Raw genomic sequence first — 24,807 nt, 5'->3', positions numbered from 1 at the left:
GGGCCGGGGCGACCGGCCCGGCGTGTGCCACCGGTACGGACGGCTGGTAGGGCGCCGTTGGCGCGGGCGGCCTCGGCCCCGGCGGCGCCGACAGTTGCTGCCGGGGCAACGGCACGTGCGGTGCCGGGGGCTGGTGTACTGGCGGTGACGCCTGGCGGGTGCGACCGTCCGCCGGGGAGGCAGGCTGCCAGCCCTGGCTGCCCGCGCTCCGCGGATCCGCGGACCGAACGGGCTCGGGTGGCACGACCGGCCCGGGTTGCGCCACGGAATTCGGCAGCACCGGCCGGGCGTGGGGCGCCGTTGGGGGAGACCCGACGGGCGCATGGAGAGGCGTCGGCGCGGCTGCCACGCCAAGGTACTGCTGGGCGACCCGTACCGCGGCATGCTGTTCGCCCAGCACCGCCGGGCCGTGGGTGGCAACCCGGGTGAAGTTGCGGCGTGCCTCATGCCGGTTGCCCAGTTCCTCGGCCACCTGGGCGAGGTCGAAGCAAATCGCCAACATGAGCGGGTCGGCCGGGTTCCAGCGGCGCTCGCCGGCGGCGTACGCCTCCTCCAGCACCCGGCGGGCACCGGCCGGGTCGTCGGCCTCGCGGTGCATCCGCGCCAGTAGGTGGGCGGTGCTCAGCACATCCGGGTGGTCCTCTCCGTACCCGGGCCGGGCGGAGGCGATCGTGTCGGTGAGCAGGCGGCGGGCGGCCGGGAGATCACCGGCGGCGCGCAGGGCGAGGGCCCGCTGCTGCACGACGGCGAGAGGGGAGGGCTGTGCCACGGGAGCCATGCTGCCCGCAGTCGCGCCGTGACGCTACCCGCGTCACCCGTGTCCCGATTTCCGCCCACTTGAGTTGGGTAGATGCGCCGCCCGGATGGCGATGTGCATGATCCACCTCGGGCGTGTACAGTAATGCCCCGTGCGGCCCACCAGGGCGGCCGGCTGGCGGGAAACTCGCGGCAGTCGTCCGGGTAGGTTGGATGAGTAGGTCCGGGTGGCGGAATGGCAGACGCGCTAGCTTGAGGTGCTAGTGCCCGTATAGGGCGTGGGGGTTCAAGTCCCCCCTCGGACACGTTATTTCCACACGAACTGTGATGGTTGTTCGTGTTTTGCGTGATCCCCGTCCCGTTGGGCGGGGATTTTTGCTGTCGTGGCGAGGAAGCTCCCCGCCGGGGTGAGCGGGTAGATCGCGGTCTCGGCTTCGATGGTCCATGCGTGGTGGTCACACACAATGATCATGTTGTTGGTGCGTAAGTAGGCGGCCAGCTTTTCCGGGTCGGGGCTGCGCAGTGCGGGATGGCGACGGTGTAGCCCGCGGTCGTGTCGGATGCGGTCGAGCAGGTGGTCTTCCCGGATGTAGAGGATCTTCGGTTGGGTGGAGGTCCTGGTGCGGGTGCTCGTGTGTCCGTGGCGGCAGCGGTAGCCGGGTCGGCCGTGCACCCAGTGGGAGTCCATGATCCGGCCGCAGACGCCGCAGCAGACGAGGCCGGCCAGGATGTATCGGCGGGGAGTGCCGTCAGCGGGGGTGGGTGCGGTGTGGATGGCCTGCACCGCGACGAACTGCTCCTCGGTGACCAGCGGTGGGTGGGCGATCTGGCGAGAGATGACCCAGTGCGGGGCGGTGTTCCAGCGCTGGATCTCCTGGTGTCTGGTGATGGTGCCGTCAGGCTCGATGTCGTCGTGGTCGGTGCGTTGCCGGTTCCAGACCTGGCGGCCGGTGTAGCGGGGGTTGGCCAGGATCGCCGCGACGGTGGTCAGCATCCAGCGTTGGCCGCTGCGGTGTGGGTTACGTGCCGGGTCGGCGCCGGACGGGCAGGGAACGCCGGTGTCGTTGAGGGCGCGGGTGATGCTTGCCACGCTGCGCCCGGCGAGCCGCTGCTCGAAAATCCACCGAACATGGGGCGCGGTGGCGGGGTCGGGTTCCAGGCGATGCAGACGGCGTCCCCAGGCGGCGTGAGCGCGGTTCGGATGAGGGCCTGCGTCCACAAGCCGATAACCGTAAGGCGGACGGCCGCCGAGATGTCGACCCTGCAACTCGGCCTGAGCGCGCATGGCCGCAGTGGTGCGATGCCGGGCCCGGGACACCTCCCGCTGGGAGCGCACACCCAGCAGGTCCAGCAGCGCCAGCTGTCGGGGGTTGTCGAAGTCCACCGGCCCGTAAGTTTCCGGCAGCCACAACTGCACGCCGTGCCTGAGCAAGGTGGGAGTCAACTGTTCAAGCTGCTGGCCGTGGAAGGCGCGCTCGTACTCACCGACGACGATCGCGTCGAACCCGCGTGCCGCGTCTGTCACCGCGGCGAGCAGCCGTGCCGCCTGCGGCCGGTCCGGCCAGGGCACTCGGCGGGAGACGCCCTCGTCGAAGAACTCCACCACGATCCGGCCATGACCGGCGACCAGGTCGCCGGCGTAGTCGCGTTGCCACCGGCACGACGACGCCCGATCCTGAGAGTCGACGGTGGACATCCGTCCATAGAACGCGAACCGCAGCCCATCCGCAGCCGGGGTGAACCGTTGTGGCCGTAGCTTCCGCTGCCCTGCGGCCCAGGACGAAAGAGTGCTCCGTCCCGGTTCTGCCGTCGTCCTCGTCGCCATAAGGACCTCCACGATCGGCACATCTACCCCATCATGGTTCCCACGTCCAGAGTAGGAGGAACGATCGATTCGCGCAGCTCTGTCACCCTTTCGGGCGGTATCGCCGGCCTCCGGCCGGTCGGCTGACGGACAGCGATCTAGGCACGGTCTGACGGCCAGCCCAGCTGCTGGATGAGGGCTCCGCCGGGGCGGCGCAGCGTGACAACGTAGCCGACCGTCGGTACGTTACGTGCTGGTTCAGCAACGCGGCGCCGCGTTCGGGCGCCGTTGCAAGGAAGGGCGTCAGATGAACCCACAGGTGCCACTGTGGTTCCCACGCTTCGCAAATGTGCCAGGCGTCCACTATTCCCCGCCGTCGGGGCTGGATGTGTCCAAGCTCAGGCAGCGCAAGGTGCGCCCGACCGTGAACCGCTGGCCGGACATGCCGCCGTCGCTGAGTTGGCCGATGCCGAACGGAACCACCAGTCGGGCCCCTGCTGGTGCTTACCGTCTCAATGATTCCCGTAAGGCGACAACGACCCGGTGTTGCGCACCCTCGCCGAAGCTCTTGAGTTACCCGGTAGATGATGGCGGCGTTGTGTTTCTTGCCTTCGGCGCGTTTGCGGTCGTAGTAGGTGTGGCTGGCGGGGCGGCGGCCTCGGCGGCGGTGGCGAACCCGGCGCGCAAGGAGTGGCCAGCGAGCTGGTCGACGACCTCGGCAGGTTGGCCGGCGGCCGTGGCGGTGCCTTCACCGTGCGGGCGACCTGCCGGTCGGTCAGTGCGCCGTCCCGTACCTTCCCGCCGAGGGTGATGCCGGACAGCAGGGGGTCTCGCCGGGGCGGTGGTGGCCGGGGCGGTGTAGGTCGTCGCGGCGGCCGGCGGCGTCGAGCCAGTCCAGCACGGCGCGGACCGGGCACAGCCAAGCCACCGGTACAACGGTGAGGTCATGATCAGGCCGTCCTTCAAGTCGTTAGAACGACTCGAAGGACGCCCTGATCATGAAGCGATCCTGACGGACATCAGCTCAGGCGGCGGCCAGCCTGCGTCTCCTCTGCAAAGAACGCTTCGATCACAGGAGGCCGAGGGCGTCTACTTGGTACCCATGGCACAGGCGACACCAGTCGGGTTGAAACCCACCTGCGTGCCTGACGTCTCAGTTGAGATCAATCTAGGATTGATCTTGCCCATGTAGGTCTTCCGGGTGATCTTGTATGTCTTCCTCGTCCCCTGCGCGTAAGCGCGGTATATCTGGTTGTTCGAAGTGAATTTCGGGGAGGTACAGGCTGCCGTGACGGACACCGACGAACCTGAGCTCCAGCTAAGTTGACCGGCGACGAAGGACCGCGACGCGCCAAGGCTGAGGTCAATGCTACGACTGACGGTTTTCGTCCACGAGAAGCTGCAGGTTCCACCTGTTCCCGCCGAGCACGTCGCCAGTTGGCCGCCTCGGTAACCCGACGTCGTCGACAGGACACTCACCGAGTACTTGTAGGAGATCTCTGGCCCAACTGGATCGGCCGATGCCGGGGAAGCCGCAACGAGACTGCCCGACGTGAGGATGACAGCGCTTGTGAGCGCTACGATCCATCGCCGTGTTCTTACCATATGAAGGTGCCTTTCTATTATGGACAACGAACGCGCTACCGCTCCGAACCGGAGCACCGGAAGTGTGCCAGCGGAGGTTTGAGCCACACTTGCACGGGAATTGAATCTGCTGGCAGGGCCACGTTTTACGCTGGCCGGGCTTTGAAGTCGACGAACTCGACACCCGCCTCGTCGGCGTGGCGGTGAATGCCGGCGACGAACGCCCGCGTCGCGACCCGAACGCGAGTCGCGCTATGATGCCCCTCGTGCCGGGGCCAGGGATCCCGCGGGCCTAGAAGATCTCCGACCAGAGCCGCCAGCTCCGTGGCGTGGTGGCCAGTGCGCGCACCAGCTTGGTCGACTTCAGCGGCGCGAGGTTCTCCGGCGGCAGGGTCAACCTGGCAAAGCCCTTTGACTGGTCGAGCCCGCCGGAGGGGTTGGACCGGGCCTGGCCCGGCCTGCTGATCCCCTATCCGGAACACCTCAAAAGATCGCTAAAGACCGGTTGCGCGGCCGGACCGTGCAGGCGGTCGAGCCGGGCGGCCAGGGCATCGAGATTAGCTTGGCTGTGCATGCTGAGATCGGTGCCCTTTGGTAGGTATTGCCGGATCAGCTTGTTGGTGTTCTCGTTGGCGCCCCGCTGCCATGGGCTGCACGGTGCGGCGAAGAAGACATCGACTCCGGTGGCTTCAGCGAGCAATCGATGACCGACGAGTTCCATGCCGCGGTCCCAGGTCAGAGTGCTGAGCTGGCGGGGATTCATCAGTGAGAACGCATGTTGCAGGGCAGCAATGACCGTTGTGGTGTGTCGGCTGGGCAGCGCCACCATGGTCAGGTAAGCGCGACTTGCGGTCGACCAGCGTCGCGGCCTGGCTGTTCTTGACTCCGACAATGAGGTCACCCTCGAGGTGGCCGAGCTCGCTCCGCGCGTCGGCCGCGGCAGGTCGCTCTTCGATCGGCCGTGCTTTGGTGATCTGGGAACGCCACTGGCCCTTGACCGTGTTCTTCTTGTTCTTGCGGATGGGACGGCCCGTGCGCAGCTTGGCGCACAGCTCACGCGGGATCACCTTCCACCGGGTCGTGTAGATCGCGCGGTAGATGCTTTCGTGGCTGATCCGCATGAGTGGGTTGTCGGGCTGCGTCCGCCGCAGATGCCCGACGATCTGCTCCGGGGACCACTCGGTCTCCAGCAGCTCTATCACCAGCTGACGCAACACCGCGTTGTTCTGCAAGGAGGACGGTTTCGGGCGACGTGCCTGTTCCAGGGCGCGTTGCTCGGCGGCGAACGCACAGTACTTCAGCCGGCCACCGTTGCAGGCGACCTCCCGGCTCACCGTGGAGGGAGGACGGCCGATGGACATGGCGATCGAACGCATGGAGGCGCCGGCCTCGAGACCACGAGAGATCGATTCCCGGTCTTCGGGAGTCAACCGATCCGCCTGGCGCACCCGCTCGGCCGGTGCGATCCCGCCGTGATGCTTCAGCACCGTGAAGACCGACCCGGGCGGCTTGCTCAGCCCTCGAGAGATCACGCTGATGGACTCACCGGCACGCCAGCGCCGCCACAAGTCTTCCTTCATCGCGTCCGACATTCCCGGCCGACCCATCCGGGCCACGATCCACCCATCCACCAGCAGCGTTGCGTTGATCGTCTGAATCTAAACCCCAAATCATGGTCGCCCTACGCAACGCCGCCATCAGCGCCCTACGCAACGCCGCCATCAGCGCCCTACGCCTGACCGGGGCCACCAACATCGCCGCCGCCAACCGACACCACGCCCGCGACAGCACCCGCCCCCTGGCACTGCTCGGCATCACCTGACGACTCTGCCGGGCCCCTGCATGCCAGGGCGCCTGGCAGTCATCGCCTACGGTTAACGCGACCACCCGAGGTACCGGGTGGGAAGGGGGGCGTTTTGCGGTTCTGCGTTTTGGGACCGGTAGTGGCATATGGGATCCACGGAGCTGTCGAACTAGGACCGACCCGTCAGCGCACAGTGCTGGCCACGCTGCTGGTCGAGCCCGCGACCGCAGTCAACGTCGATCAGTTGATCGACCGCGTGTGGGGCGAACGGCCACCCCAACGAGCCAGACAAACCCTGCACACCTATCTCTCACGGTTGCGTACGCTGCTCGAAGCGGCCGGAGGCCCGGCACCTGTCCGGAGCGGTCGGGGCTACCTGCTCGGCGTCGACCCCGTCATCGTGGACATCCACGAGTTCCGGGACCTGGTCGCCCGCGCCCGCGCCGCCGACGATGCCAAAGCCGTCGAACTGTGGCGCGACGCCCTCGCCCTCTGGCGCGGTACGCCGTTCGACGATGTCGACAGCGACTGGCTGCACGCCGTCGCCGATGGGCTCGAACGCGAACGCTGGGCGGCCATCCTCGACCGCAACGACGTCCTGCTCCGCAGCGGAAACCACACGAACGTACTCGCCGACGTGACGTCAGCGTTGAACGCGCACCCGCTGGACGAACGCCTCGCCGGACAGTTCATGGTCGCCCTGTACGCGGCCGGCCGCCAAGCCGACGCTCTCGCTCACTACCGCACCCTGCGCCAGCGACTGGTTGACGACATCGGCAGCGAACCTGGACCCGCACTCCGCGAACTCCACCGACGCATCCTGCACCAAGACCCACACCTCGTCCCCGGAAAGACCGCGCCGGAGACTCCGCGGAAGCGGGCCCCGGCTGCGCCGGTGACCGGACCAAGAATCGGCGCACCGACCCAGTTGCCCGCCGACATCGCCGGGTTCACCGGCCGGGACGACGCCGTCAAGCAGCTCGACGACATCCTGGATAGCGCCGGTGATCCACGATCGGCGACGGTCATCGCGACGATCGGCGGCAGTGGCGGCATCGGGAAGACAGCGTTGGCTGTGCACTGGGCGCACCGCGTACGCGGCCGGTTCCCGGACGGACAGCTGTACCTGAACCTGCGGGGGTTCGACCCGGGCGGTCAGCCGATGCCGTCCGACGCCGCCCTGCGTACGCTGCTCGAGCTGCTCGGCGTCTCACCCGCGAAACATCCGACCACAATAGAGGCTCTGGCGGGGCTCTACCGCAGCCAGCTGGCCGACGCCCGAATGTTGCTGTTGCTGGACAATGCGCGCGACGCCGAGCAGGTCCGGCCGCTGCTCCTCGGGTCGCCGGGCAGCATGGTGCTGGTCACCAGCCGCAGCGACCTGGCGAGCCTGGTTGCCACGGAGGGCGCCCGGCCGTTGTGGCTCGATGGACTCGACGCCGACCGGGCGCGGCTGCTGCTGGCCCGCCGGCTCGGCCCCGACCGGCTGGCGGCCGAACCGGACGCCGTCGACACCGTCATCACCGCCTGCGCCGGGCTCCCCCTCGCGCTGGCCATCATCGCCGCCCGGGCCGCCACCCGACCTACCCTGCCGCTGTCGGCGCTGGCGGCGGAACTGGCCGACGCGGGCAACCCGCTCGACGCGTTCACCGGACCGGACGCGGCGACCGACGTACGGGCGGTTTTCTCCTGGTCCTATCACGCCCTGGGTGCGGAGTCGGCCCGGCTGCTACGGCTACTCGGGTTGCACCCCGGCCCCGACATCGGCCCGGCCGCGGCCGCCAGCCTCGCCTGCCTGCCCATTCCACAGACCCGCCGCCTGCTGGACATGCTGTGCGCCGCGCACCTGCTGACCGAGCACACTCCCGGCCGCTACGCCTTCCACGACCTGATCCGAGCCTACGCAGCTGAGCTCGCGTACGCCGAGGATAGCGAGGACGACCGGTTCGCCGCCCAGCGGCGGATGCTCGACTACTACCTGCTCAGCGCCCATGCGACCGACCAATGGCTGCCGGCAGCTCGCGACCCGATCAGCCCCGCTCCGCCATCGCCTGGAGTCGTGGTTAAGGTGTTCACCGACAACACCGGTGCTCGGCAATGGCTGACCGAGGAACTGGCCGTTCTCCTCGCCGTCGTGCACAGCACCACCGACGCACGGTTCGACCGGCACATTCAGCAGCTGGGCTGGTCGATGGCGACGTTCCTCCTTTGGCGAGGGCACTGGCATCACCAAGTCAGCGTCCAGGAAGCCGCCCTTCGTGCCGCGCGGCGACTCGGGGACCAGCCCGGCCAAGCCGACATCCACCGCAGACTGCTCTACGCGCACTTGATGCTCGGCCGGAGCGATCAGGCCCAAGGGCACAGCCTCCAGGCCATCGACCTGTACGCCGCGGTCGGCGACCACACCGGCAGCGCGCGTACGCACCTCGGGTTGATGTGGTTCTCCGAACAGCAGGGCAACCATCACGACGCGCTGCACCACGCGCTGCAGGCGCTCGAGTTCGCCGAGCGCTCCGGTAACCGCGGGGTGCTGGCAGTCGCGTACAACGGAGTCGGGTGGACGCACAGCCTCGTCGGCGAGCACGAGACCGCGATCGCGTACTGCGAGCGGGCCCTACCCATCCTGGAGGAACTCGGGGAACGGGCCACGATGGCCGACGTTTGGGACAGCCTCGGGCACGCGTACCACCAACTCGGGCGCCATCCGGAGGCGATCAGCTACTACCAGCGGGCGCGGGATCAGAGCCGGGAGATGGGCGACCGCCGCCACGAGGCCTCCCACCTGGCCCGGCTTGGCGACACCCACTCCTCGGCGGGCGACCACGAGGCGGCCCGGCAGAGCTGGCGGGCTGCGCTAACCATCTTCGACGACATCGACCACCCGGAGGCCGCCAGCATCAGGTCGAAGCTGGCGACTACAGAGTGAGCCCGTAGGGCTGACCGCCACCACGACCGCGACAGCACCCGCCCGCTGGCACTACTCGACATCACCCGACGACTTTGCCGGAACCTGCCTGCGAGACACAGGCATGGTGAGGACTCGGCGCCGCGAACTGGGGTAGGAGAGGTCGCCCTCGATCACGTTGAGCTGACCGTCTGGGTGCACTACGGGGCTCGGCTGACGTGCCGGAGATGTACTCGGCGAGGACGTCTGGGCCCACACCCAGTTACGAGACATCCTTTAGGTAGGCCAACCCCATGCTGACCTACCGCGACCTGGGATGCTCGATCCTCGCGACCTTGTTTCGTCCCGCGCCGTCCAGGCTGGGTCCGCTACTCGGGCAGCAGCATACGTCCTTCGCTGTCGTGCTCGACCGGCACAACTTCGCTCACTGCGCTGGTTGGTACCGCCCCGTAGATGTGTGGGTACATGTCGGCGCTGGGCTCGGGGGCTTCGTACCTGACCGGTGCGCTGAGGCGTTCGCTGTCGATGACCAGCACCACCAAGTCATCGGCGTCGCCGTAGACGTACTCGGCGACGGCGCGTAGTTGGTGGGGCAGGGAACAGTGGATAAAGCCTTGCTCGTCAAGCGATACGCCTCGCGTCGAGGTGCGGTACCAGCCCGTCCGGAGGGCGGTCTCCCAGTTCGTCCGTTCGGTGATGTGGAGGAGATACGTCATGCCGGGGACGGTACCGGGGGGTGATCGGTCACCGATCTCCTTCCATCCGGATCTGCCGCCGATCGTGCGCGCGGGCCAGCAGGGCGCCGTCACGCTGGGTGGCCAGCAGTCTTTGCTGTCTGCAGCCTGAACTGGCCGATGAGCGCGCATGTTCGCGAAATTCTTCGGACTGTCGATTGCGGCCAGACGACTCGGCGGATGCAGCTGCACCACAACTCACAGCTTTGACAAGCACGTGTCGACATGACAGGATCCTGTCATGTCTGAATTGTCGGTGGCGGGCGTGCTGCTGTCCGACCTCGTGATCGAAGTGTTCCGCGCGAACAGCTTTCTGTTGGCCGAAGGCGACGAGCTCACCCGGCCGTTCGGTCTCACCAGCGCGCGCTGGCAGGTCCTCGGCGTGGTCGAGCACGCGCCTGCGCCAGTAGCAAACGTGGCGCGAATCATGGGCCTGTCCAGACAGAGCGTGCAGCAGACCGCCGATGCCCTCGAACGCGACGGCTTGATCACTTACCGGGACAACCCGCACCACCGCCGCGCCAAACTCATGGTGATCACACCGCGGGCCCAGCGGGCGATGCAGCGGATCCGCGAGGTCCAAGCTCGGTGGGCCAACACGCTCGCCGAGCGGTTCGACGAAGCCGAACTCACCACGGCGTTGGCCGTCCTGCGCCGTCTTAACGATCCCGGCGGTGCTCGGGACCCACAACACAACGCCGAGACGGTGGAGGCTCCCACGTGACCGAGACCATGATTCCGATCCTGCCGGCCAAATCCATCAACGACACCCTCGACTTCTACCGCGCGCTCGGGTTCGAGGTGACCTACCAACAGCAGCGCCCGAACACCTACGCCTCGGTCCGGCGAGGCGGCATCGAGTTGCACTTCTTCGTGCTGAAGGACCTGCAGCCGGCGAACAACTGGGGTACCTGCTACGTGACCACCACCGACGCCGACGGGCTCTACGACGCGTTCACCGCCGGCATCAGAGGCATACTCGGCAAGGTCCCCTCACGCGGCGTCCCACGCATCAACCCGCTCAAGGACATGCCGTTCTACGGCGTCCGACAATTCATCGTCGTCGACCCCGCCGGCAACTACATCCGCATCGGCCAGCCCATCCCCGAGCGGTCTGCCGACGCGTCACCACGCAGCCGCCTCGATCGCGCGCTCGAGACGGGCAGCCGACTGGCCGACGCCAAGGGAGACTTCACCACAGCCGCCAAGGTGCTCGACGGCGCGCTGGCCGCCGATACCGATGCCGAGCCGGCGCTGCGCTTCCGGGCGCTAGTCCTGCGCGCGGACATCGCGATCCGGCTCGACGACCCTACGAGCGCACAGCGCCTCCTCGCCGACGCGGCGGCCCTGCCGCTGACCACAGCGGACGAGACCCGCCTCAGCGACGACCTGCGAAGGATCGCCGAGCTCCGAACGACGCTGGCCGCTCGGGTCCCGCCGACCGTGTCCGGGAACGCGGCGGACGAGGGCGCGCAATGACCGCCGACGAGAAAATCCTGAACAGCCCAACCGGATGGGTGGCCGAGCACATCCGTCGCTACGTTGACACCGACGGCCGCCAAGGACACCACCGTTGGGGAGTCACAACGTTACTGCTCACCACGCGGGGCCGCAGGTCTGGCAAACTCCGCCGCACCGCCCTGATCTATGGTCTGGACGACAACCGATACATCGTCGTCGGCTCAAACGGCGGCAGCTCGCATCATCCTTCGTGGTACCTGAACCTCCTCGCGAACCCCGAAGCTCGGGTGCAAGTCGCCGCGGAACACGTCATCGCTACAGCCCGCACCGCAACCGGCGATGAGCGGGAAAGACTGTGGCGAATGATGACCGACCTGTGGCCCGACTACGGCAGATACCTCAGCAAAACCAGTCGCCAGATCCCGGTCGTGATCCTCCAGCCCAACACCGACACCGGCCAACCGCCTCGCCGATAGCGCCAGTACCCGACCGGCTGGCGGACAGATGGGATGTCGAACCGATCGCACCTCCATCCTCGCTACGAGGGCATCCCCTTTCTGCCAACGGCTCGATCTCAACCAAGATCCCGTGCGCGGATCTGCCGCGATTCGCTCGTTACACACGGTTGCCCGCCTGAGCGTCGTTGACCGTGTTGTCTTGCGATGAGAGGGCGGCTCAGGTCGAGTGGTGTCCCCGGAAGGGAAGCTACCGAGGAGGCCCGATGACGAGGACTGATCCCGGACGGTGCGTCAGGTCAGTTCGACGGTGTCCCCGAGTCGTACCCGTCCTGGCTGCGTGACCGTGGCCTGGGCGTCCAGTCTCATGTCGTGGGCCTGGGCGATGGCACGCAGGATCAGCGGGGAGTGCGGCAGGTCCTGCTGGGCCTCGTTGGTCATCACGCATCGCTCGCTGGAGCGCTCGAACCGTATCCGCAGGTCATCGCCGATCCGGGCGGTGCTGCCGAACCATGCGTCTTCGACGAAGGCAGGTGTGCCCGGCGGCGTCCGCACCAGCAGGTTGGGCCGAAACCGGCGCTCGTCGACGGGGACGCCGGGAACGGCCGCGCGGACCCAGTCGAGGGTGGCGGTGGTCAGGACGCTGAGGGGAAGCTGGTCGAAGTGCGAGATCGCGCCCTCGCGGGCCACCTCGACATCGTCCCGGCCCAGGTAGTGCCGCACATAGGAGGTCGGGTCCGGCACCGGCTCGCCGTCCGGGTCCAACAGCTCGGGCACCTCCGTGGCTGCTCCCCCTGCATAACGGGACCGTAACTGCAAAAGCCCTGACAAGCGTCGGAACCGGCGCGTGTTCTTGCCCGAGCCGAATTTGCCCTCGGCGTCCCGCACCGCGTAGAGCCGGTCGCCGACGAGGCCCCGGGCATCCACGGCGGCCTCGTTCAACGCCGGTGGACTTGATGGGGTACCGCCAGATCCGCTCGATCGTCCCGAGCACCGTGCCCACGTCCGTCCCTCCCACGAGTTGCTTGTCAGTTGGCTTGCGCGGCTACCCGCATCCCGAAGCCGATCAACACCACAGCCGTCACGCGGTCCAGCAGGCAGCTCCAGCGGGCCGGCCACGATTCGGGCCCGGTCCAGCACCACGCCGGCGACCAGCGCGTCGTCGTCGCGCCCGGCGGTCTCCGGGTTGACGTCGAACTCCGGGCGCACCGTGAAGCGAACCCCGGGCACCTCGTCGGCGGGCGTGACGGTGAGCGCGGCGAGCAGCGCCGACCCGACCACCTTCGGCGCGTCGTCGCGGTCGAGCGCCACGTCCAGGTTGCCGCCGGCCGCACCGGGCGTCAGCGCGTACGGCAGACCGGACACGTCGATGGACGCGCACAGCAGGCCCGCGACGGCCGAGGCGGCGCCCGGCGACTCGCCGCCGGCGAGCATGTGCACCCGCCACAGCCCGGTGGACCGGCCCTGCTGCAGCTCACGGTGCAGGCGGGCGAGCCGGTCGGCGGCCACCGCCTGCTCCGGCGACTGCGCCTTGGCCCGAGCCTGGCGTTCCTGCAGGGCGACCGCCCGGGCGGCGTCGCCGGCCTCGCCCGCCGGCACCGGTTCGGCCAGCACCAGCCAGGCGAACCCGGCCTGCCAGACGTGCAGGAGTCCGTCTTCGAGAGTGGGCCCGCGATCGTCCTCGCGCGGCTCGTGATCCTCGGCGATCAGCCCGTCGATCAGGACGGTCACGCAGGTCAGGCCGGAAGGGCGCGCAGCCGGTCGGGCAGGCCGGGGTCCGGAAGGCCGAGCGCGCCGGGCGGCAGCGACATCGGCAGCAGACCGCCCCGGTCCGGGGTGCCGCGTACCCCGCCGGCCGCGAACACTTCGATCGTCCGGTCGCTAGCCGCCCGATGCCAGCCGAGCAGCACCGACGCGCCGGAATGGTAGGCGGCGACGATCCCGGCCAGTCGCAGCCGGCGGCCTGCGTCCGGCCCGCCGTCGCGCCGCGGCAATTCCTGGACCCGGCTGATCTCCAGGCTCGCGAACAGCGCTGCGGCCGTCGTCATGAGCCCGGCCGAACCTGTTCCTCGATCGGATGAAGGGCCTCGTCCGGTCCGGGCAGCGGCGGCAGTGCGACGGGTTCCATCGACATCCGCGGCAGCATGACGATCTCCGGGTTCACCTCGACCGCCCGCACCACCGGCTCGCCGTCGTCTCGCTGCACCATGATCAGCGCGTAGTCGGGCAGATCCTGGAGGACCCGAGGCTCGACGGCGTACTCATACACCCGCTGCGCCGCCTCGGCGTCGCTCCAGTTGCTGCCTCGGGCGAGCGACTCGGTCCGGTTCCAGCTGCGGGTGAAGCTCGCCGAGCCGCTTCTCGTGCTGCTCCCGTGGCCGATGCGGGCCGTCGTGCTCGTGCTCGTGGTCGTCGTATCGGTGGCAGCCGCGCCCGTGGTCTCCGCCTCGGTGTGGGTCTCGTTGCCGCCCAGCGTCCTGGTCAGCTGGCTGAGCACGAACCGGTGCCCCTTGCCGATGAAGTCCGCGGCCTGCGCCGCCTCACGATGGTTGCCCAGCCGCATGAACGCCACCTCCCCACCGCCGACCAGGCGCAGCGATTCGTCACGCAGGTGGGCGAAGAGCAGCACCAGCCGGATGCCGCCGCGCTCGCACAGCGTGCCGAGCTGTTCCAGGACGCGATGGTCGACCTCGTCGGCGCCAATCAGGATCAACGAGCCCAGGCCGGCCGGGTCTCGCCGGATCTGCCGGGTCAGCGACCGCACCAGCAGGTCCTTGAGCAGCTCGCGGCGCGCGCTGTGCGGGTCATCGCCGAAGATCAAGCAGGTCAGGTCGGCATCTACGGGTGGGGCCGGGTCGCCGCCGACGTGTTCCAGCGGGTGGACGAACGCCTCGATCCGGTGCAGGCGCCCCTGCAGGTGCCGGCGGCTCTCGTCGGTGCGGAGGTCGAGCAGCCGGTCGGTCTCCGCCGGTGTCAGCGCGTCCTGCGCCGGGCGATCCAGCAGCACGCGTACGGCGGCCAGCAGGCGGGCCACAGTCAGCTCCGGCGACAGCACCCCGCACACCTCGGTCAGCAACAGCGTGTCCTGCGAGCGGTCGGCTCTGCTGGCGCCTGGCGCGTCACCGTACATCGCATCAACCAGGCAGGCGACCAACTCGTCCAATTCCAGGCCGCCGGTCGGGTCGAACCGTGTCAGCTCGGCCACGCTGCGGCCGGTGGCGCGGGCCAGCTCGATCAGTTCGCCGCAGAGCGCCTCGCCGGTGAAGTCGACCAGGGTCATCCGGCCTCGGGTGGCCAGCAGCGAACCGCCGAAGACGGTGAGGAGCGCCTCCCAGCCGTACGTGCTGCCGCCGACGATGTCCACCCGGCGGTTGCCCGCCGTTGGCGCGACGGCGCTCCACTCCGGCATGGCGTCCACGGCTTCCTGCTGGTTCTCGTCGAACCACACGCGGCGCTGATCCCAGTCGGCGTACGCGTCGGCGTACTCCCGTCGAAGTTGTTCCTCGGCGGATCGGACCGCCTGCCGTGCGCCCATTGGTTGGTGGCCGAGCCAACCGGCGAGGCCGACCCCGCCGATCAGCAGCAGCACCGCCAGGACGCCGACGGCGCCTTGGCTGTCATCGTCAACCATCTGAGCGCCACAGACCCCGACGATCAGGGCGAGAACGATGCCGATGCCACCCACCCGGAGGGCGCGCCGGCCGTCGCTTTCCGCCATCTCAACGCGCCGGTGCAACTCCGCCGGAACTTCGCCGAGCTCCGGCGCCTGCTCCGGGAAGCGCCGCCAGTAGCGGTCGCGGTCGATGAAGGTCCACCCGAGACGTTCCCCCGACACGGCGAGCCGCGCCGGCAGCGAGGGTTCGGTCGTCACGGTAGAGAGTCAACCCAACCGCGACCCATGATCACCAGGCCCAGGTACGTCCCGTGAATCGACCGGTGCTGCGAAAGGGCGTCTTGTCGCGGCGCTGAAGAGGGCTTCAAGTCACCGCGACTGACGGATCCGACGGCTCCAGATTGGGTGATGGTGTTCCGGATCACGGTTGTCCGTCTACGGTCACGTCATCGGTCCCTCGCTCCTCAACGCGCACAAGGTCTGGACCGACTATCACCTCGGGCGCGAATTCCCGACGTCTGAGGACCTGGTCCCCATGCAGGCGTTCGAGGAGGACCCGCAGGCAGACTGGTACGCACGCGAGGACGAGACGAAGGATGGGCTGATCGACCTGTATCGCCGTGTCGGAGTGTTCGCGGACCAGACGATCGAACAGCTACCGCTCGACGCGCCGGGGCAGGTGCCGTGGTGGCGGCCGGGTGGACAGGACGTGACGCTGCAAAGGATCATTGTCCACATGACCGGCGACCTCGCCCGTCACGCCGGTCACGCCGGTCACGCCGACATCATGCGCGAGCAGCACGACACGGCGATCGGCCTGCGGCGGGAGAACACCACCATCCCCGACGACTATGACTGGCCGGCGTACGTCACCAAGCTGACGAAGCTGGCTGACCGCTTCGGATAGTCGCCCGGTCCCGTCGGTGCAGTCGGTAGGTCCAGCATCCGCTCTTCGGCGCGGTCGGACGCAGGGTCTCCGCGATCCTCGTCACGGTGGGTAGCGCTCGGTCAGCGGCAGATCCGCGCGCCTGATCTTGAGGGGTTCGACGCGCAATGGCCGCACTGCGGTTGTGGGCCACCCAGATGATCGGGATACGTTGATGCAATGCCCCAGATGACGGCGAAGTTCTGGTTTGATCCGAGCTGCCCGTACACCTGGCTCGTCTCGCGGTGGATGCGCGAGGTCGAGCAGGTCCGCCCGGTACGCGTCGTGTGGCAGATCATGAGCCTGTCCGTGCTGAACGAGGGCCGCGACGACGATCCGGAGAACGAGCCGGACGGATTCCTGTGGGGACCGGCTCGCCTCTTCGCCGCTGTCCAGCACCGGTACGGCACAGACGCAGTTGGCCGCCTCTATGACCGGTACGGCGCGATGGCCCATAGCGGCGACTGGGGTCCGGTCGACACGGTGCTGACCGCGGCCGGGCTGCCCGCGGACCTGGCGACCGCCTGGGACTCGCCAGACCACGACGTGGTGCTGCGGGCGTCACACACGACCGGGACCAGCCAGATCGGAAACCACGTCGGAACCCCGATCACCGTGGTGGAACCCGAGCCCGGGCGACCGATCGTCTGGTTCGGACCGGTGATATCCCGGGTGCCGCAGGGTGAGGCGGCGGGCCGACTGTGGGACGGTACGCTCCTGGTCGCTGAGGCCGATGGATTCCACGAGCTCAAGGGTCGCCCCCACGAGCCGCCCGTCTGGTAACTCACTGACCACCCGCCGGACGAAACCGGGGACGGGACGGTCAGATGGCGCCGAGAGCCAGGCGCCCACTTCGTACCCGACGTGGGCTGCGGCCCCACCGGTGTGGCCCAGCTACCAGTGGGTGCGAACGGCAGGTGGCCAACCGGACTGCGTCCTCGCCCAACGACGTGGGTTCCGGAACCCGCGTATCTGCTCTGCGTACCGGACTCACCGAAGTAGCGACGGCCAGCCGGTACGGCCCAGGATCTCCGCGGCGATCTCGTCCGCGGGCCGGTCGTCCGTGTCCACTCGCAGATCACCGACCCCGTCCAGGGCGTCGACGGTCCGCGCCGCCTGATCCGCAATCTCGCGTAGCCGCGCCTGTGGTTGCCCGATCAGCTCGTCGCCGGCCAGGCCCCATGTGGAGGTGAGGCCTCGGCCGCGGCGCGCGACCCGGTCGGCCAGTACCTCCCGGCTCGCGTGCAGCCTGCACAGCGTGATCGTGGCGGCGGGCAGCGCGGCGGTGTACGCGGTCACATCCTCCGGCCGGTCGAGCGGGCCGACCGCGATCAGACATCCCGCCTCGCCGGCCCGGAACACGCGCCAGACCGCGGCGAGGTTGGCTGCCTTGAGCCGGTGGTTGCCCGGGTCGTCGGCCGGGACCGGGCGGTGCAAGCCGATCTGGTCGAGGTCGACGAACGCGGCGTTGACGCCGGCGCGGCGGACCTGCTGGTACACCTGCCAGCCGACGGTTGACTTGCCGACGGCGGCCGGTCCGCACAGCCAGAGGATCTCCCCTGGCGTGGGGTCCGGTACCTGCCGTGTCGGGCTCGGCTTCTCGACCGGCCCCGCCAGATTTGGCCAGCCGGTTCGTGCCCGGACGCGGTCCACGACCTCCGCGACGGTGACCCCGGTGGTGTCGACGCACGGGACGGTCGCGAAGGCCCGGTCGAGGGCGTCGGCGTACGCGAACTCCTCCGCGAAGTCGTCAACAGTCGGGCGGCCGCGGGCAGCCAGCCGCCGGCCCAGGTCCGCAGGCTCGGCGCGCAGCCGGCACATGGTCAGCACCGCATGCGGCACGAGGTCGGTCTCCACCCCGCGAACCGGGTCGGTGACGCCCGGGACGACCACGCACCGGGCACCCGCGTCCTGGAAGTTGGCCACAACCGCATCGAGCGTCCGGGCCTTGAGCCGGTGCCGACCCGGATCGTCGGCGGGCTCGGGCGCCCAGTGCTGCCGGGTCGGCGGGGCATAGCACATCCCGAGTTGGTCAATGTCGACGTAGCCGGTGGCTACACCCTCCTTGGCGAGCTGGACGAACAACTCCCAGGAAACGGTCGTCTTCCCGACCCCCGACGCCCCATACAGCCACAGCACCGGCAACGCGACCACGGCTGCGAGTATCGGGGCTGGAGAGTGCCTGGTCGACCAATAATTCGTCGCCCGGGACCGGTCACCGCATGCCGACGCGTGGCCGGTGTTGAAGCCTCTCTCGGTCCGAGAGCCTTCCTCGGACTGAACGCAACCGCGCGGCGTCCGCACATCGGCATTATGCGGGTGAACTTCGTTCACCTGCGCCCTGGCGGGCCGCATAACGCCTGATATGCAGGGTGATCGACGCACTGCGTGCCCAGTTCGAGGAGCCTCACGATCACCTGCATATCAAACAAAGTAGTGCGTCGTCAGAGCGACGACGCTCCGATCGGCAACTACGCGCAGTCACTGGCTGCCGCTCGCCCCTGCCGGGCGGGACGGCCCGGAGGCGAGGATCAGCAAAATCTCGGCTGGACGCTGTTCGTACGTCCGACCGCGTCGCAGGCCAAGGTCGAGGCAGCCGCGCGGCGCACGTCGATCCACCACGACACCCAACGGCCGGCGACCGCTGCCGCGCAACAGCCTCGCCCGTGCACCACAAGACGCCGATCTCGGCCAGGCCCGGATGCGACTAGCTTGGGACTGTCCGCCCGCAGCATCCGGACGCCGCACCGTCATGCCGACACCGCCCAGACGGCAGCGGTCAGGTCACCCGAACACGCCCCGGACCTCACCCGAGCTGACACCACCTAACAGAGCAGGTCAAACAAGGTAGGCACCCTGACGTGAACGCGTAGAAGCGCACGCTCCGCGTGCTCCCACCCCACGCTCGCGGCGCCCTTCCCGTAAGTCTCAGACCGCACCCGCCAGACGATGTCCCACCAGCAAGAATGTCCGCCGTGGTGCCGCGTCTCGGTACGCGTTGGGTACGCGTCTCGGCATGGCGGGGTAGGCAAGCCGAAACCCGGATTGTGATACGTATTCGCGACGCGCCATCGCCGACCGCCGGCCAGGAGCCCGGCTGACAGGTGGAGCCGAGCAGGCCGACAGCCCTTCGCCGGTTCGTGAGGGGAGGTCGCTGGCATGGCCGGTGGCCCGCTCGGTCCGAGGAATTCCTACGACCGGGTGCCGATGAGCAGTCCGAGACACATCTCGTCCGCGGTTCCGTCGCCCCATACGACATAGCGTGGTGGAAGGTGCTGAAGCTGGGGCAGCATCTTGCGCAGGCTGGCGTCGTGGGTGCAGGTGACCCGGATTACGTCCCCCTTTTTGATCTTTATGGGGGTGGCCAGCGGTCGGATGGCCTGGTCGTCGAAGTTGTACTGCGGCACGTTTAGCAGGGTGCTGGCGCCGGCGGCACCCGGATTGAGCTCGATCTTGATGGATCGGCCGAGTAGGTGCATGTGTCCTGCCGCAGCGTAGATGGTGGCGGCGTCCTCTACCGGATAGTCGCAGTGCTGGGTGGCCCCGGGTACCGGCTTTCCCTTGCCGCACCGCTGGACCAATTGCTCGGCGTTGTCGCCGACGGCCTCGCCGAAGCGGCGGGTGACGTCCTGGATCGCTGCGTCCCGGTCGCACAGCGGGCCGCTCTCTTGGGCGGTGCAGGGCAACTCGACCGGCGCGGGTAGCTGCAAGGTGTCCAATGCGGTCGTCGGGGTGCTGTCGTCGGCAAGGCGCAGCCTGATGCTTGACTGGTCGGTGCTGCCTGACTTTCTGTTGGTCGCCAGCAGGTTGTAATGCACCTGCATGACCAGCTGCGCGCCGGGAGGCATTTCGTATCCCAGGCCGGGGTCCAACAGCACCTCGTTCGCGCCTGGCGCCCAGTGGGCCACCCACGCGCCACCGTCGATGCCCGAATCGCCGAAGCACTGCCAGCCCTCGCCGGGAGTGCGCGCGTCCGCCTCGCGAGCTTGCTGCACGTCCGCCGGTGCGATCTGGAAGAAGATCGCGTGATGCACGATGTCCGCGTTCTGCGGCAGGAACTGGCTGCCCGTCAGGTAAGCCGTGGCCGACAGCTTCGGATCCACCAGGAAACAGCGGTACTCGTCGGTGCCATCGTTCGGCGCGACCGGCGAATACGGCTGTGGCATCGTCAGCGTGACGAATCGTTCACCCGCCCGCAGCGGTGCCGGCGATGGCGACGCGGACTGGCCGTGGCCATGGTGGGTCGAGCCGCTCGATGGGGCTGGGCTGGCGGGATCGGCGGTGTCACCACCGCACGCCACGCTCGTCGCGACCACGGCCAGGACCGTCGCCGCCAACACGAGCCGCCCGCCGATTCCCGTTGCACGTCTCACTTGTGCCTCCGCTGTCGTCGGGCCGCGGCTCAGCGGCGAGCATCTGCGGCGGTGTGCGGATACGAAGGACATGAAGCCTCCCAGCATTCGGCGAAGGTTCGTCGGCTCAGGTGAGTTCGGTCTGCAGGATCTCGCCCGCGGGGCGACGGGCGCTGATTCGGGCTGGTATGGCGGTGAGCGCGGCTATCACGACCACGCACCCCAGGACCACGGCGAGCAACTGCCAGAGCGGCGGGACGGCCACGGGATCCTCGTCGAGGATCTCTGCCAGTCCGATTCCCCCGGCGAGGCCCAGGATGGCGCCGGCGAGCGCGGGAAGCACCTGTGCCGCCGCGAGCCCCACGCTGACCTGATTCGGGGTCGCGCCAAGCGCGCGGGCCAGCGCCGAGGAGCGCCTGGTGTCGAGCGTGGTCGCCCAGCTGATGCAGATCGCGTTGACGGCCGCCTGGGCGATCAGCATGATCGTGACGAGCATCAGCGCCTGGCTCAAGGCCATGCGCGGATCGGCGCCCCCGGTCATGTCGTCCTCAAGGTCCCGGCGAGCATGGATAGCCAGTGCGGCGACGATCCCGGCGACGGTGATCGCGACCGCGGCTATGCCCAACGCGGTGCGGCGCGGGCGCCTGCCGACAATCCGCATCCCGTGCAGCAACGGGGTGGGCAGGCGCGTCGAGAGGGCGATCAGCCAGGCCGTGCGATGTGGTGGGCGGACCGCGTCTGCCAAGGCACGGACGGTGCTGACGCGGGCGGCGCGCAGGGCGGGTACGAAGGTCGCCATGGCCGCGATCGTCAGCGCGACGGCGGTCACCAGCCCGATCGTGGACATGGTGAACGGCACCGTACCCGAGGTGGCCAGCAGGCCGGCGCCGGGATCGGTGAGCAGCGGTGCCGTCAGCAGGCCCACCGCCAGTCCGGCCCTGTCGCCAGGAGGGCCACGGCGACGTGCTCGGCGAGGAGCACGGCCGCGACCAGGCTCGGTGTGCCGCCGACCGCTTTGAGTAGTCCGACGTGTCGGACCTGGTCGGCCATCCGGCCGCCGACGAGCACGGTGATGCTTGCCAGCGCGAGCAGACCGAGTAGCCAGCTGCCACCCAGCAAGGCGTTTCGTCTTTTCTCGACAAGCCAGCTGTGGCCGGCACGAATCTCCTGCCAGTCCGCGATGGACCAGCCTGCGGAGCCTGGCCCGTAGGCCGGGTCGACGCCGTCCCGCAAGTGTGCGTTGACGAACGCCGGGGCGTCGGCCGGGTCGGCCAGCTTCAGGTACACGGCGTAGGAGAGGGATTCCTCCGATGGGACCAGGCTGCGGGCGTCCGCCTTGGTGAGCCACACCAGCCCGCCCTGGATGCCGCTGAGCACTCCGCCGCCCGCCGGCTCAAATCCCGGTCCGGGCGCCCCGGCAGGCGGCGGCCCGGCCTGCTCGGCCTCCTGCTCCTCCTCGCTCGCTTCGGCGGCTCCGAACACACAGGGGGCGAGGCACGCCTTGGGATACGGCCATGCAGCGGCGGTGACGGCGACTCCGGCCACCTGGAACGCTCGGCCATCCAATGTGACGGTATCGCCGGCGCCGACGCCGAACGCTTCGGCGAGGGTGGCCTCTAACACCACGCCACCGTCGCGGACCCAGCCGCCCTCGGTCAGTGCCGGTCGGTCCACCGGGGCGGGATCGGCGTCGCGTCCCTGCGCCCACACCGGCGCGGTGACGTCGCCAGCCCCCGCGATCACCCGAGTGTGCGGGTACGGGCCGCTGTAGTCGACGACCTCGGGCGCCTTGACCAGCGCTTCCAGGGCGGCGAGGGCAGCGCCCTGGCCCTCGCCGAACGGGGCGTCACTGGCGACCACGTCGGGTCCTGCCGTCGACTCCCGGGTGTGCTCATACGGCTGGCTGGCCGCCCCGTGCAGGACGAGCCCGAGGGTCAGCGTGGCCGTGGCGGCCGTGATCGCGAGCAGCAGCAGCGCGGCCCCGGCCAGATGGCGCCGCAGGTCTCGTCCAGCGAGCCGGCAAACGAGCAGGATGCGTCCCATCGCGCTCAGCCCTCCAATCCGGCCGGGTCGGCCACCGGCTCGCCGCTGCCGTGCGCCGGTCTGGTCTCCTCGACCAGGGTGCCGTCGCGCATCGAGATCAACCGGTCGGCGGAGAGCGTCCCGCCAGCAGCGCCGGCAGCTCGACGTTCTCCGCTGCGGTGAGCTCGTCCATCAAATGGAAGGCCTGAAAGACGAACCCTGATCGCCTGCTGGCGCAGCCGAGCCAGCGCCCGCTCGCTCAGCCCGTCGATGCGGCGCCCGCCAGCCGCACCTCCCCCGCCGAGGGCCGCTGCAGGCCACCCAGCAGGTGCAACAGCGTCGACTTTCCGCACCCGCTAGGCCCCATCACGGCCAGTGTCCCCCCGGCGGCGACCTCCAGCTTCACGCCGTCCAACGCGCGGGCCAACCCCGCCCCCTTGCCGTACCGCATCTGCAACCCGCGCGTGCGCAGCACAGGCTCTCCGTCTGCCATCGTCGTTCCTTCCTCGAAGTCGAACCGCGTCATGGGATGGCCAGTGCTTCGGTCGGCGCCAGCCGGGAGGCCCGGACCGCGGGGTAGAGGCCGGCCACGGCGCCGATGACGAGGGTGGCGGCGACGCCCCCGGCCATGGCCCAGGCCGGCACGATGGTGGGCCAGTGCTGGGTACGCGCGTACGCGGTGGTGACGGCGACACCGAGCAGGACGCCACCGGTACCGCCGAGCGCACACAGCAGCAGGGCTTCGGCCAGGAACTGCAGCCGGATCTGACCCCGGGTCGCGCCCAGGGAGCGGCGCAGCCCGATTTCCGCCCGGCGTTCCAGCACCGAAATCACCATCGTGTTCGCCACGCCCACGCCGCCCACGAGGAGGGCGACCGCGCCGAGGCCGAGCAGCAGGCCGGTGAAGGCCCGGTCGGTGGCCTGTTCCGCGGCGAGCGCGTCGGAGGGCCGGGATACCTGAACCTCGTTGGGGTGCTGCGGGTTGGCCGTGGCCGCGAGCACCGATCGGACATCTTCCACGGCGTCCTCGCGGGTGCGGGTGTAAACCGTGGTGGGATGACCGTCGAAGCCGAGCAGGGACTGCGCCACCGGCCAGCCGATCAGCGCGGCCGTATCGAGCTCGGACGCCAGCTCCACCGGGTGCAGGATGCCCATGACGGTGAACCAGTGCCCGCCGAGCCAGATCTGCACGTCGACGCCGGCGGCGCCGATGCCTAACCGCTGCGCCGCCACACTGCCCAGGACGACACCGGGGTGGCCAGCGGTGGCCTCGTTGAGCCAGACCCCGTAGGCTACTTGGGCTCCCACGGTGGTCGGCAGGTCGGTGCGGGCGGCCAGCACCGCTAGGCCGTCGGACTGTGCACTGGGGACGCGGTCGCTGCGGTAGACCTTCGCGTCGGTCACGGCTCCCGTCGCGCTGACCGAGGTCACCGGCGGGATCCGGCTGATCATTTGGACCGCCTCGTCGGGCAGGTACGCCTCCTCGCCGGACAGGCTCCTGCCGGGGCCGACGGTGAGCAGGTTGGTGCCCAGCCGGTCCAGGGTGCGTTGCAGGTTCGCTTGGCTGGAGGTGGAGATACCCACCACCGCCACCATCGCGGCGATACCGATCGCGATGCCCAGCGCGGACAGGAACACCCGCGTCGACCGGGTACGCAATCCCGCGCTGCCCACGCGCAGCACATCGTCCGGCCGCAGCCGCCGGGCCCGCAGGGCGGGCCGCTCGTCCGTCACGACACTCATCGGGCCGGCACCTGCGCGTTGGCGACGATCTGGCCGTCGCGCATCTGCACCCGGCGCGGCAGGCCCGCGGCGATGTCCCGGTCATGCGTGATGATCACTACGGTGGTACCCGCCGCGGCGAGCTCCCGGAGCAGTGCCATCACGGCGGCGCCCGTGGCGGTGTCCAGGTTTCCGGTCGGCTCGTCGGCCAGCAGCAGCGCCGGCTCACCTACGACCGCCCGGGCGATCGCCACCCGCTGCCGTTCGCCGCCGGACAGCTCGTGCGGCAGGTGGTCCAGCCGGTGCGCCATGCCCACCCGCTCCAGCGCGGCCGCCGCACGACGGCGGCGCTGGCGTACCGGCGGCCCGGCGTACAGCAGCCCGTCAGCGACGTTGTCCAGCACGCCGACCCCCGGCGCCAGGTGGAACTGCTGGAACACGAACCCGATCCGGGCCGCCCGCAACGCCGAAACCTCACGGTCGGACAGCTCCGCCACGTCGTACCCATCGACCCGCACGGTGCCGCCGGAGGGCCGGTCCAGCGTGCCCATCAGGTTCAGCATCGTGGACTTTCCCGACCCGGACGGACCGACCACCGCGACCAGTTCGCCGTACCCGACGCACAGCGACACCCCCCGCAGCGCGACCACCCCGCCCGGGTAGACCCGGC

Annotated in this window: 22 protein-coding genes and 1 tRNA gene; 8 read left to right on the top strand and 15 right to left on the bottom strand. The window is 69.3% G+C overall.

The features are described 5' to 3' along the window. On the bottom strand, positions 1–769 hold a 769-nt coding region (locus E1193_RS16020), incomplete at its 3' end, for a tetratricopeptide repeat protein (protein ID WP_207922728.1). Positions 770–977: 208 nt separating this feature from the next. On the opposite strand from E1193_RS16020, the gene E1193_RS16015 reads away from it, so the two are divergent. Then, positions 978–1,061 (top strand) — tRNA-Leu (locus E1193_RS16015). Positions 1,062–1,063: 2 nt separating this feature from the next. On the opposite strand, the gene E1193_RS16010 is transcribed toward E1193_RS16015, so the two are convergent. The 3 genes from E1193_RS16010 to E1193_RS16005 all read right to left on the bottom strand — a co-directional run bounded on the left by E1193_RS16010 (position 1,064) and on the right by E1193_RS16005 (position 5,736). Then, positions 1,064–2,581 carry a recombinase family protein gene (locus E1193_RS16010; RefSeq protein ID WP_279433351.1) on the bottom strand — a complete coding sequence of 506 codons (1,518 nt, stop codon included), beginning with the start codon at positions 2,579–2,581 and terminating at the stop codon, positions 1,064–1,066. Positions 2,582–4,613: 2,032 nt separating this feature from the next. Continuing rightward, entirely contained in the window at positions 4,614–4,928 is a 315-nt protein-coding gene (locus tag E1193_RS33800) for an IS30 family transposase (protein WP_279433353.1), read from the bottom strand. Then, on the bottom strand, positions 4,834–5,736 hold the full coding sequence (locus E1193_RS16005; RefSeq protein WP_207922726.1) for an IS30 family transposase: 903 nt from the start codon (positions 5,734–5,736) through the stop codon (positions 4,834–4,836). Before E1193_RS16005 ends, E1193_RS33800 begins: the two co-directional genes overlap by 95 nt. An 80-nt stretch (positions 5,737–5,816) precedes the next feature. On the opposite strand from E1193_RS16005, the gene E1193_RS31910 reads away from it, so the two are divergent. Together E1193_RS31910 and E1193_RS16000 are read left to right on the top strand one after the other, a co-directional pair. Beyond that, positions 5,817–5,966 carry a hypothetical protein gene (locus tag E1193_RS31910; RefSeq protein WP_165945750.1) on the top strand — a complete coding sequence of 50 codons (150 nt, stop codon included), beginning with the start codon at positions 5,817–5,819 and terminating at the stop codon, positions 5,964–5,966. A 121-nt stretch (positions 5,967–6,087) separates the two neighbouring features. After that, positions 6,088–8,874, top strand: a complete 2,787-nt coding sequence (locus E1193_RS16000; protein WP_279433350.1) for a BTAD domain-containing putative transcriptional regulator — start codon at positions 6,088–6,090, stop codon at positions 8,872–8,874. A 347-nt stretch (positions 8,875–9,221) separates the two neighbouring features. Here the strand turns inward: E1193_RS16000 and E1193_RS15995 are convergent, their stop codons facing one another. Then, positions 9,222–9,569, bottom strand: coding sequence for a DUF952 domain-containing protein (locus E1193_RS15995; RefSeq protein ID WP_132183995.1), 348 nt, complete (start codon positions 9,567–9,569; stop codon positions 9,222–9,224). Between the two features lie 259 nt (positions 9,570–9,828). Between E1193_RS15995 and E1193_RS15990 the strand changes: the two genes are divergently transcribed. Genes E1193_RS15990 through E1193_RS15980 form a run of 3 tightly spaced genes read left to right on the top strand, consistent with a single transcriptional unit; the run spans position 9,829 to position 11,524 of the window. Next, entirely contained in the window at positions 9,829–10,311 is a 483-nt protein-coding gene (locus tag E1193_RS15990; RefSeq protein ID WP_132183994.1) for a MarR family transcriptional regulator, read from the top strand. Beyond that, entirely contained in the window at positions 10,308–11,066 is a 759-nt protein-coding gene (locus E1193_RS15985) for a VOC family protein (RefSeq protein ID WP_132183993.1), read from the top strand. The genes E1193_RS15990 and E1193_RS15985 overlap by 4 nt, the downstream gene beginning before the upstream one ends. Further along, entirely contained in the window at positions 11,063–11,524 is a 462-nt protein-coding gene (locus E1193_RS15980; protein ID WP_132183992.1) for a nitroreductase family deazaflavin-dependent oxidoreductase, read from the top strand. The genes E1193_RS15985 and E1193_RS15980 overlap by 4 nt, the downstream gene beginning before the upstream one ends. Before the next feature lie 273 nt (positions 11,525–11,797). Here the strand turns inward: E1193_RS15980 and E1193_RS32515 are convergent, their stop codons facing one another. The 3 genes from E1193_RS32515 to E1193_RS15965 are packed head-to-tail and all read right to left on the bottom strand — an operon-like array spanning position 11,798 to position 15,374. Further along, positions 11,798–13,234, bottom strand: a complete 1,437-nt coding sequence (locus tag E1193_RS32515; RefSeq protein WP_207922724.1) for an MOSC domain-containing protein — start codon at positions 13,232–13,234, stop codon at positions 11,798–11,800. Positions 13,235–13,239: 5 nt separating this feature from the next. Continuing rightward, on the bottom strand, positions 13,240–13,551 hold the full coding sequence (locus E1193_RS15970) for a hypothetical protein (RefSeq protein ID WP_132183991.1): 312 nt from the start codon (positions 13,549–13,551) through the stop codon (positions 13,240–13,242). Beyond that, positions 13,548–15,374, bottom strand: coding sequence for a hypothetical protein (locus tag E1193_RS15965; RefSeq protein ID WP_132183990.1), 1,827 nt, complete (start codon positions 15,372–15,374; stop codon positions 13,548–13,550). Before E1193_RS15965 ends, E1193_RS15970 begins: the two co-directional genes overlap by 4 nt. 190 nt (positions 15,375–15,564) lie before the next feature. On the opposite strand from E1193_RS15965, the gene E1193_RS15960 reads away from it, so the two are divergent. Beyond that, complete coding sequence (locus E1193_RS15960) at positions 15,565–16,023, top strand: DUF664 domain-containing protein (protein WP_279433352.1); 459 nt, start codon at positions 15,565–15,567, stop codon at positions 16,021–16,023. A 198-nt stretch (positions 16,024–16,221) separates the two neighbouring features. Further along, complete coding sequence (locus E1193_RS15955) at positions 16,222–16,824, top strand: disulfide bond formation protein DsbA (RefSeq protein WP_132183989.1); 603 nt, start codon at positions 16,222–16,224, stop codon at positions 16,822–16,824. 207 nt (positions 16,825–17,031) lie between these two features. Here E1193_RS15955 and E1193_RS15950 read toward each other — a convergent pair whose 3' ends face one another. The 7 genes from E1193_RS15950 to E1193_RS15925 form a co-directional block, all read right to left on the bottom strand. Then, entirely contained in the window at positions 17,032–18,195 is a 1,164-nt protein-coding gene (locus E1193_RS15950) for a hypothetical protein (protein WP_132183988.1), read from the bottom strand. 1,037 nt (positions 18,196–19,232) lie between these two features. Then, on the bottom strand, positions 19,233–20,414 hold the full coding sequence (locus E1193_RS15945; protein WP_243707691.1) for a monooxygenase: 1,182 nt from the start codon (positions 20,412–20,414) through the stop codon (positions 19,233–19,235). Between the two features lie 106 nt (positions 20,415–20,520). Beyond that, the gene (locus E1193_RS32510; RefSeq protein ID WP_207922723.1) at positions 20,521–21,318 is read right to left on the bottom strand and encodes an FtsX-like permease family protein; all 798 of its coding nucleotides are present in this window, start codon (positions 21,316–21,318) and stop codon (positions 20,521–20,523) included. After that, entirely contained in the window at positions 21,306–22,436 is a 1,131-nt protein-coding gene (locus tag E1193_RS32505; RefSeq protein ID WP_207922722.1) for an ABC transporter permease, read from the bottom strand. The genes E1193_RS32510 and E1193_RS32505 overlap by 13 nt, the downstream gene beginning before the upstream one ends. A 238-nt stretch (positions 22,437–22,674) precedes the next feature. Beyond that, complete coding sequence (locus E1193_RS33190) at positions 22,675–22,908, bottom strand: ATP-binding cassette domain-containing protein (protein ID WP_243707689.1); 234 nt, start codon at positions 22,906–22,908, stop codon at positions 22,675–22,677. Between the two features lie 29 nt (positions 22,909–22,937). Beyond that, positions 22,938–24,158, bottom strand: a complete 1,221-nt coding sequence (locus E1193_RS15930; RefSeq protein ID WP_132183986.1) for an ABC transporter permease — start codon at positions 24,156–24,158, stop codon at positions 22,938–22,940. Then, the coding region (locus E1193_RS15925) for an ABC transporter ATP-binding protein (protein ID WP_132183985.1) at positions 24,155–24,807 on the bottom strand (653 nt) is incomplete at its 5' end. The genes E1193_RS15925 and E1193_RS15930, both read right to left, overlap by 4 nt.

The sequence above is a fragment of the Micromonospora sp. KC606 genome, from assembly GCF_004348675.1.
Taxonomy (GTDB): domain Bacteria; phylum Actinomycetota; class Actinomycetes; order Mycobacteriales; family Micromonosporaceae; genus Micromonospora.
The sequence above is the reverse complement of the archived record's forward strand: the minus strand, read 5'-3'. Positions and strand labels throughout refer to the sequence as shown.

Bases quoted from the DNA above. Each gene is read 5' to 3' on its own strand.
- E1193_RS16010 (WP_279433351.1), bottom strand. From the start codon at position 2,581: ATGGCGACGAGGACGACGGCAGAACCGGGACGGAGCACTCTTTCGTCC.
- E1193_RS16005 (WP_207922726.1), bottom strand. From the start codon at position 5,736: ATGTCGGACGCGATGAAGGAAGACTTGTGGCGGCGCTGGCGTGCCGGT.
- E1193_RS31910 (WP_165945750.1), top strand. From the start codon at position 5,817: ATGGTCGCCCTACGCAACGCCGCCATCAGCGCCCTACGCAACGCCGCC.
- E1193_RS15995 (WP_132183995.1), bottom strand. From the start codon at position 9,569: ATGACGTATCTCCTCCACATCACCGAACGGACGAACTGGGAGACCGCC.
- E1193_RS15990 (WP_132183994.1), top strand. From the start codon at position 9,829: ATGTCTGAATTGTCGGTGGCGGGCGTGCTGCTGTCCGACCTCGTGATC.
- E1193_RS15980 (WP_132183992.1), top strand. From the start codon at position 11,063: ATGACCGCCGACGAGAAAATCCTGAACAGCCCAACCGGATGGGTGGCC.
- E1193_RS15970 (WP_132183991.1), bottom strand. From the start codon at position 13,551: ATGACGACGGCCGCAGCGCTGTTCGCGAGCCTGGAGATCAGCCGGGTC.
- E1193_RS15955 (WP_132183989.1), top strand. From the start codon at position 16,222: ATGCCCCAGATGACGGCGAAGTTCTGGTTTGATCCGAGCTGCCCGTAC.
- E1193_RS32505 (WP_207922722.1), bottom strand. From the start codon at position 22,436: ATGGGACGCATCCTGCTCGTTTGCCGGCTCGCTGGACGAGACCTGCGG.
- E1193_RS33190 (WP_243707689.1), bottom strand. From the start codon at position 22,908: ATGGCAGACGGAGAGCCTGTGCTGCGCACGCGCGGGTTGCAGATGCGG.
- E1193_RS15930 (WP_132183986.1), bottom strand. From the start codon at position 24,158: ATGAGTGTCGTGACGGACGAGCGGCCCGCCCTGCGGGCCCGGCGGCTG.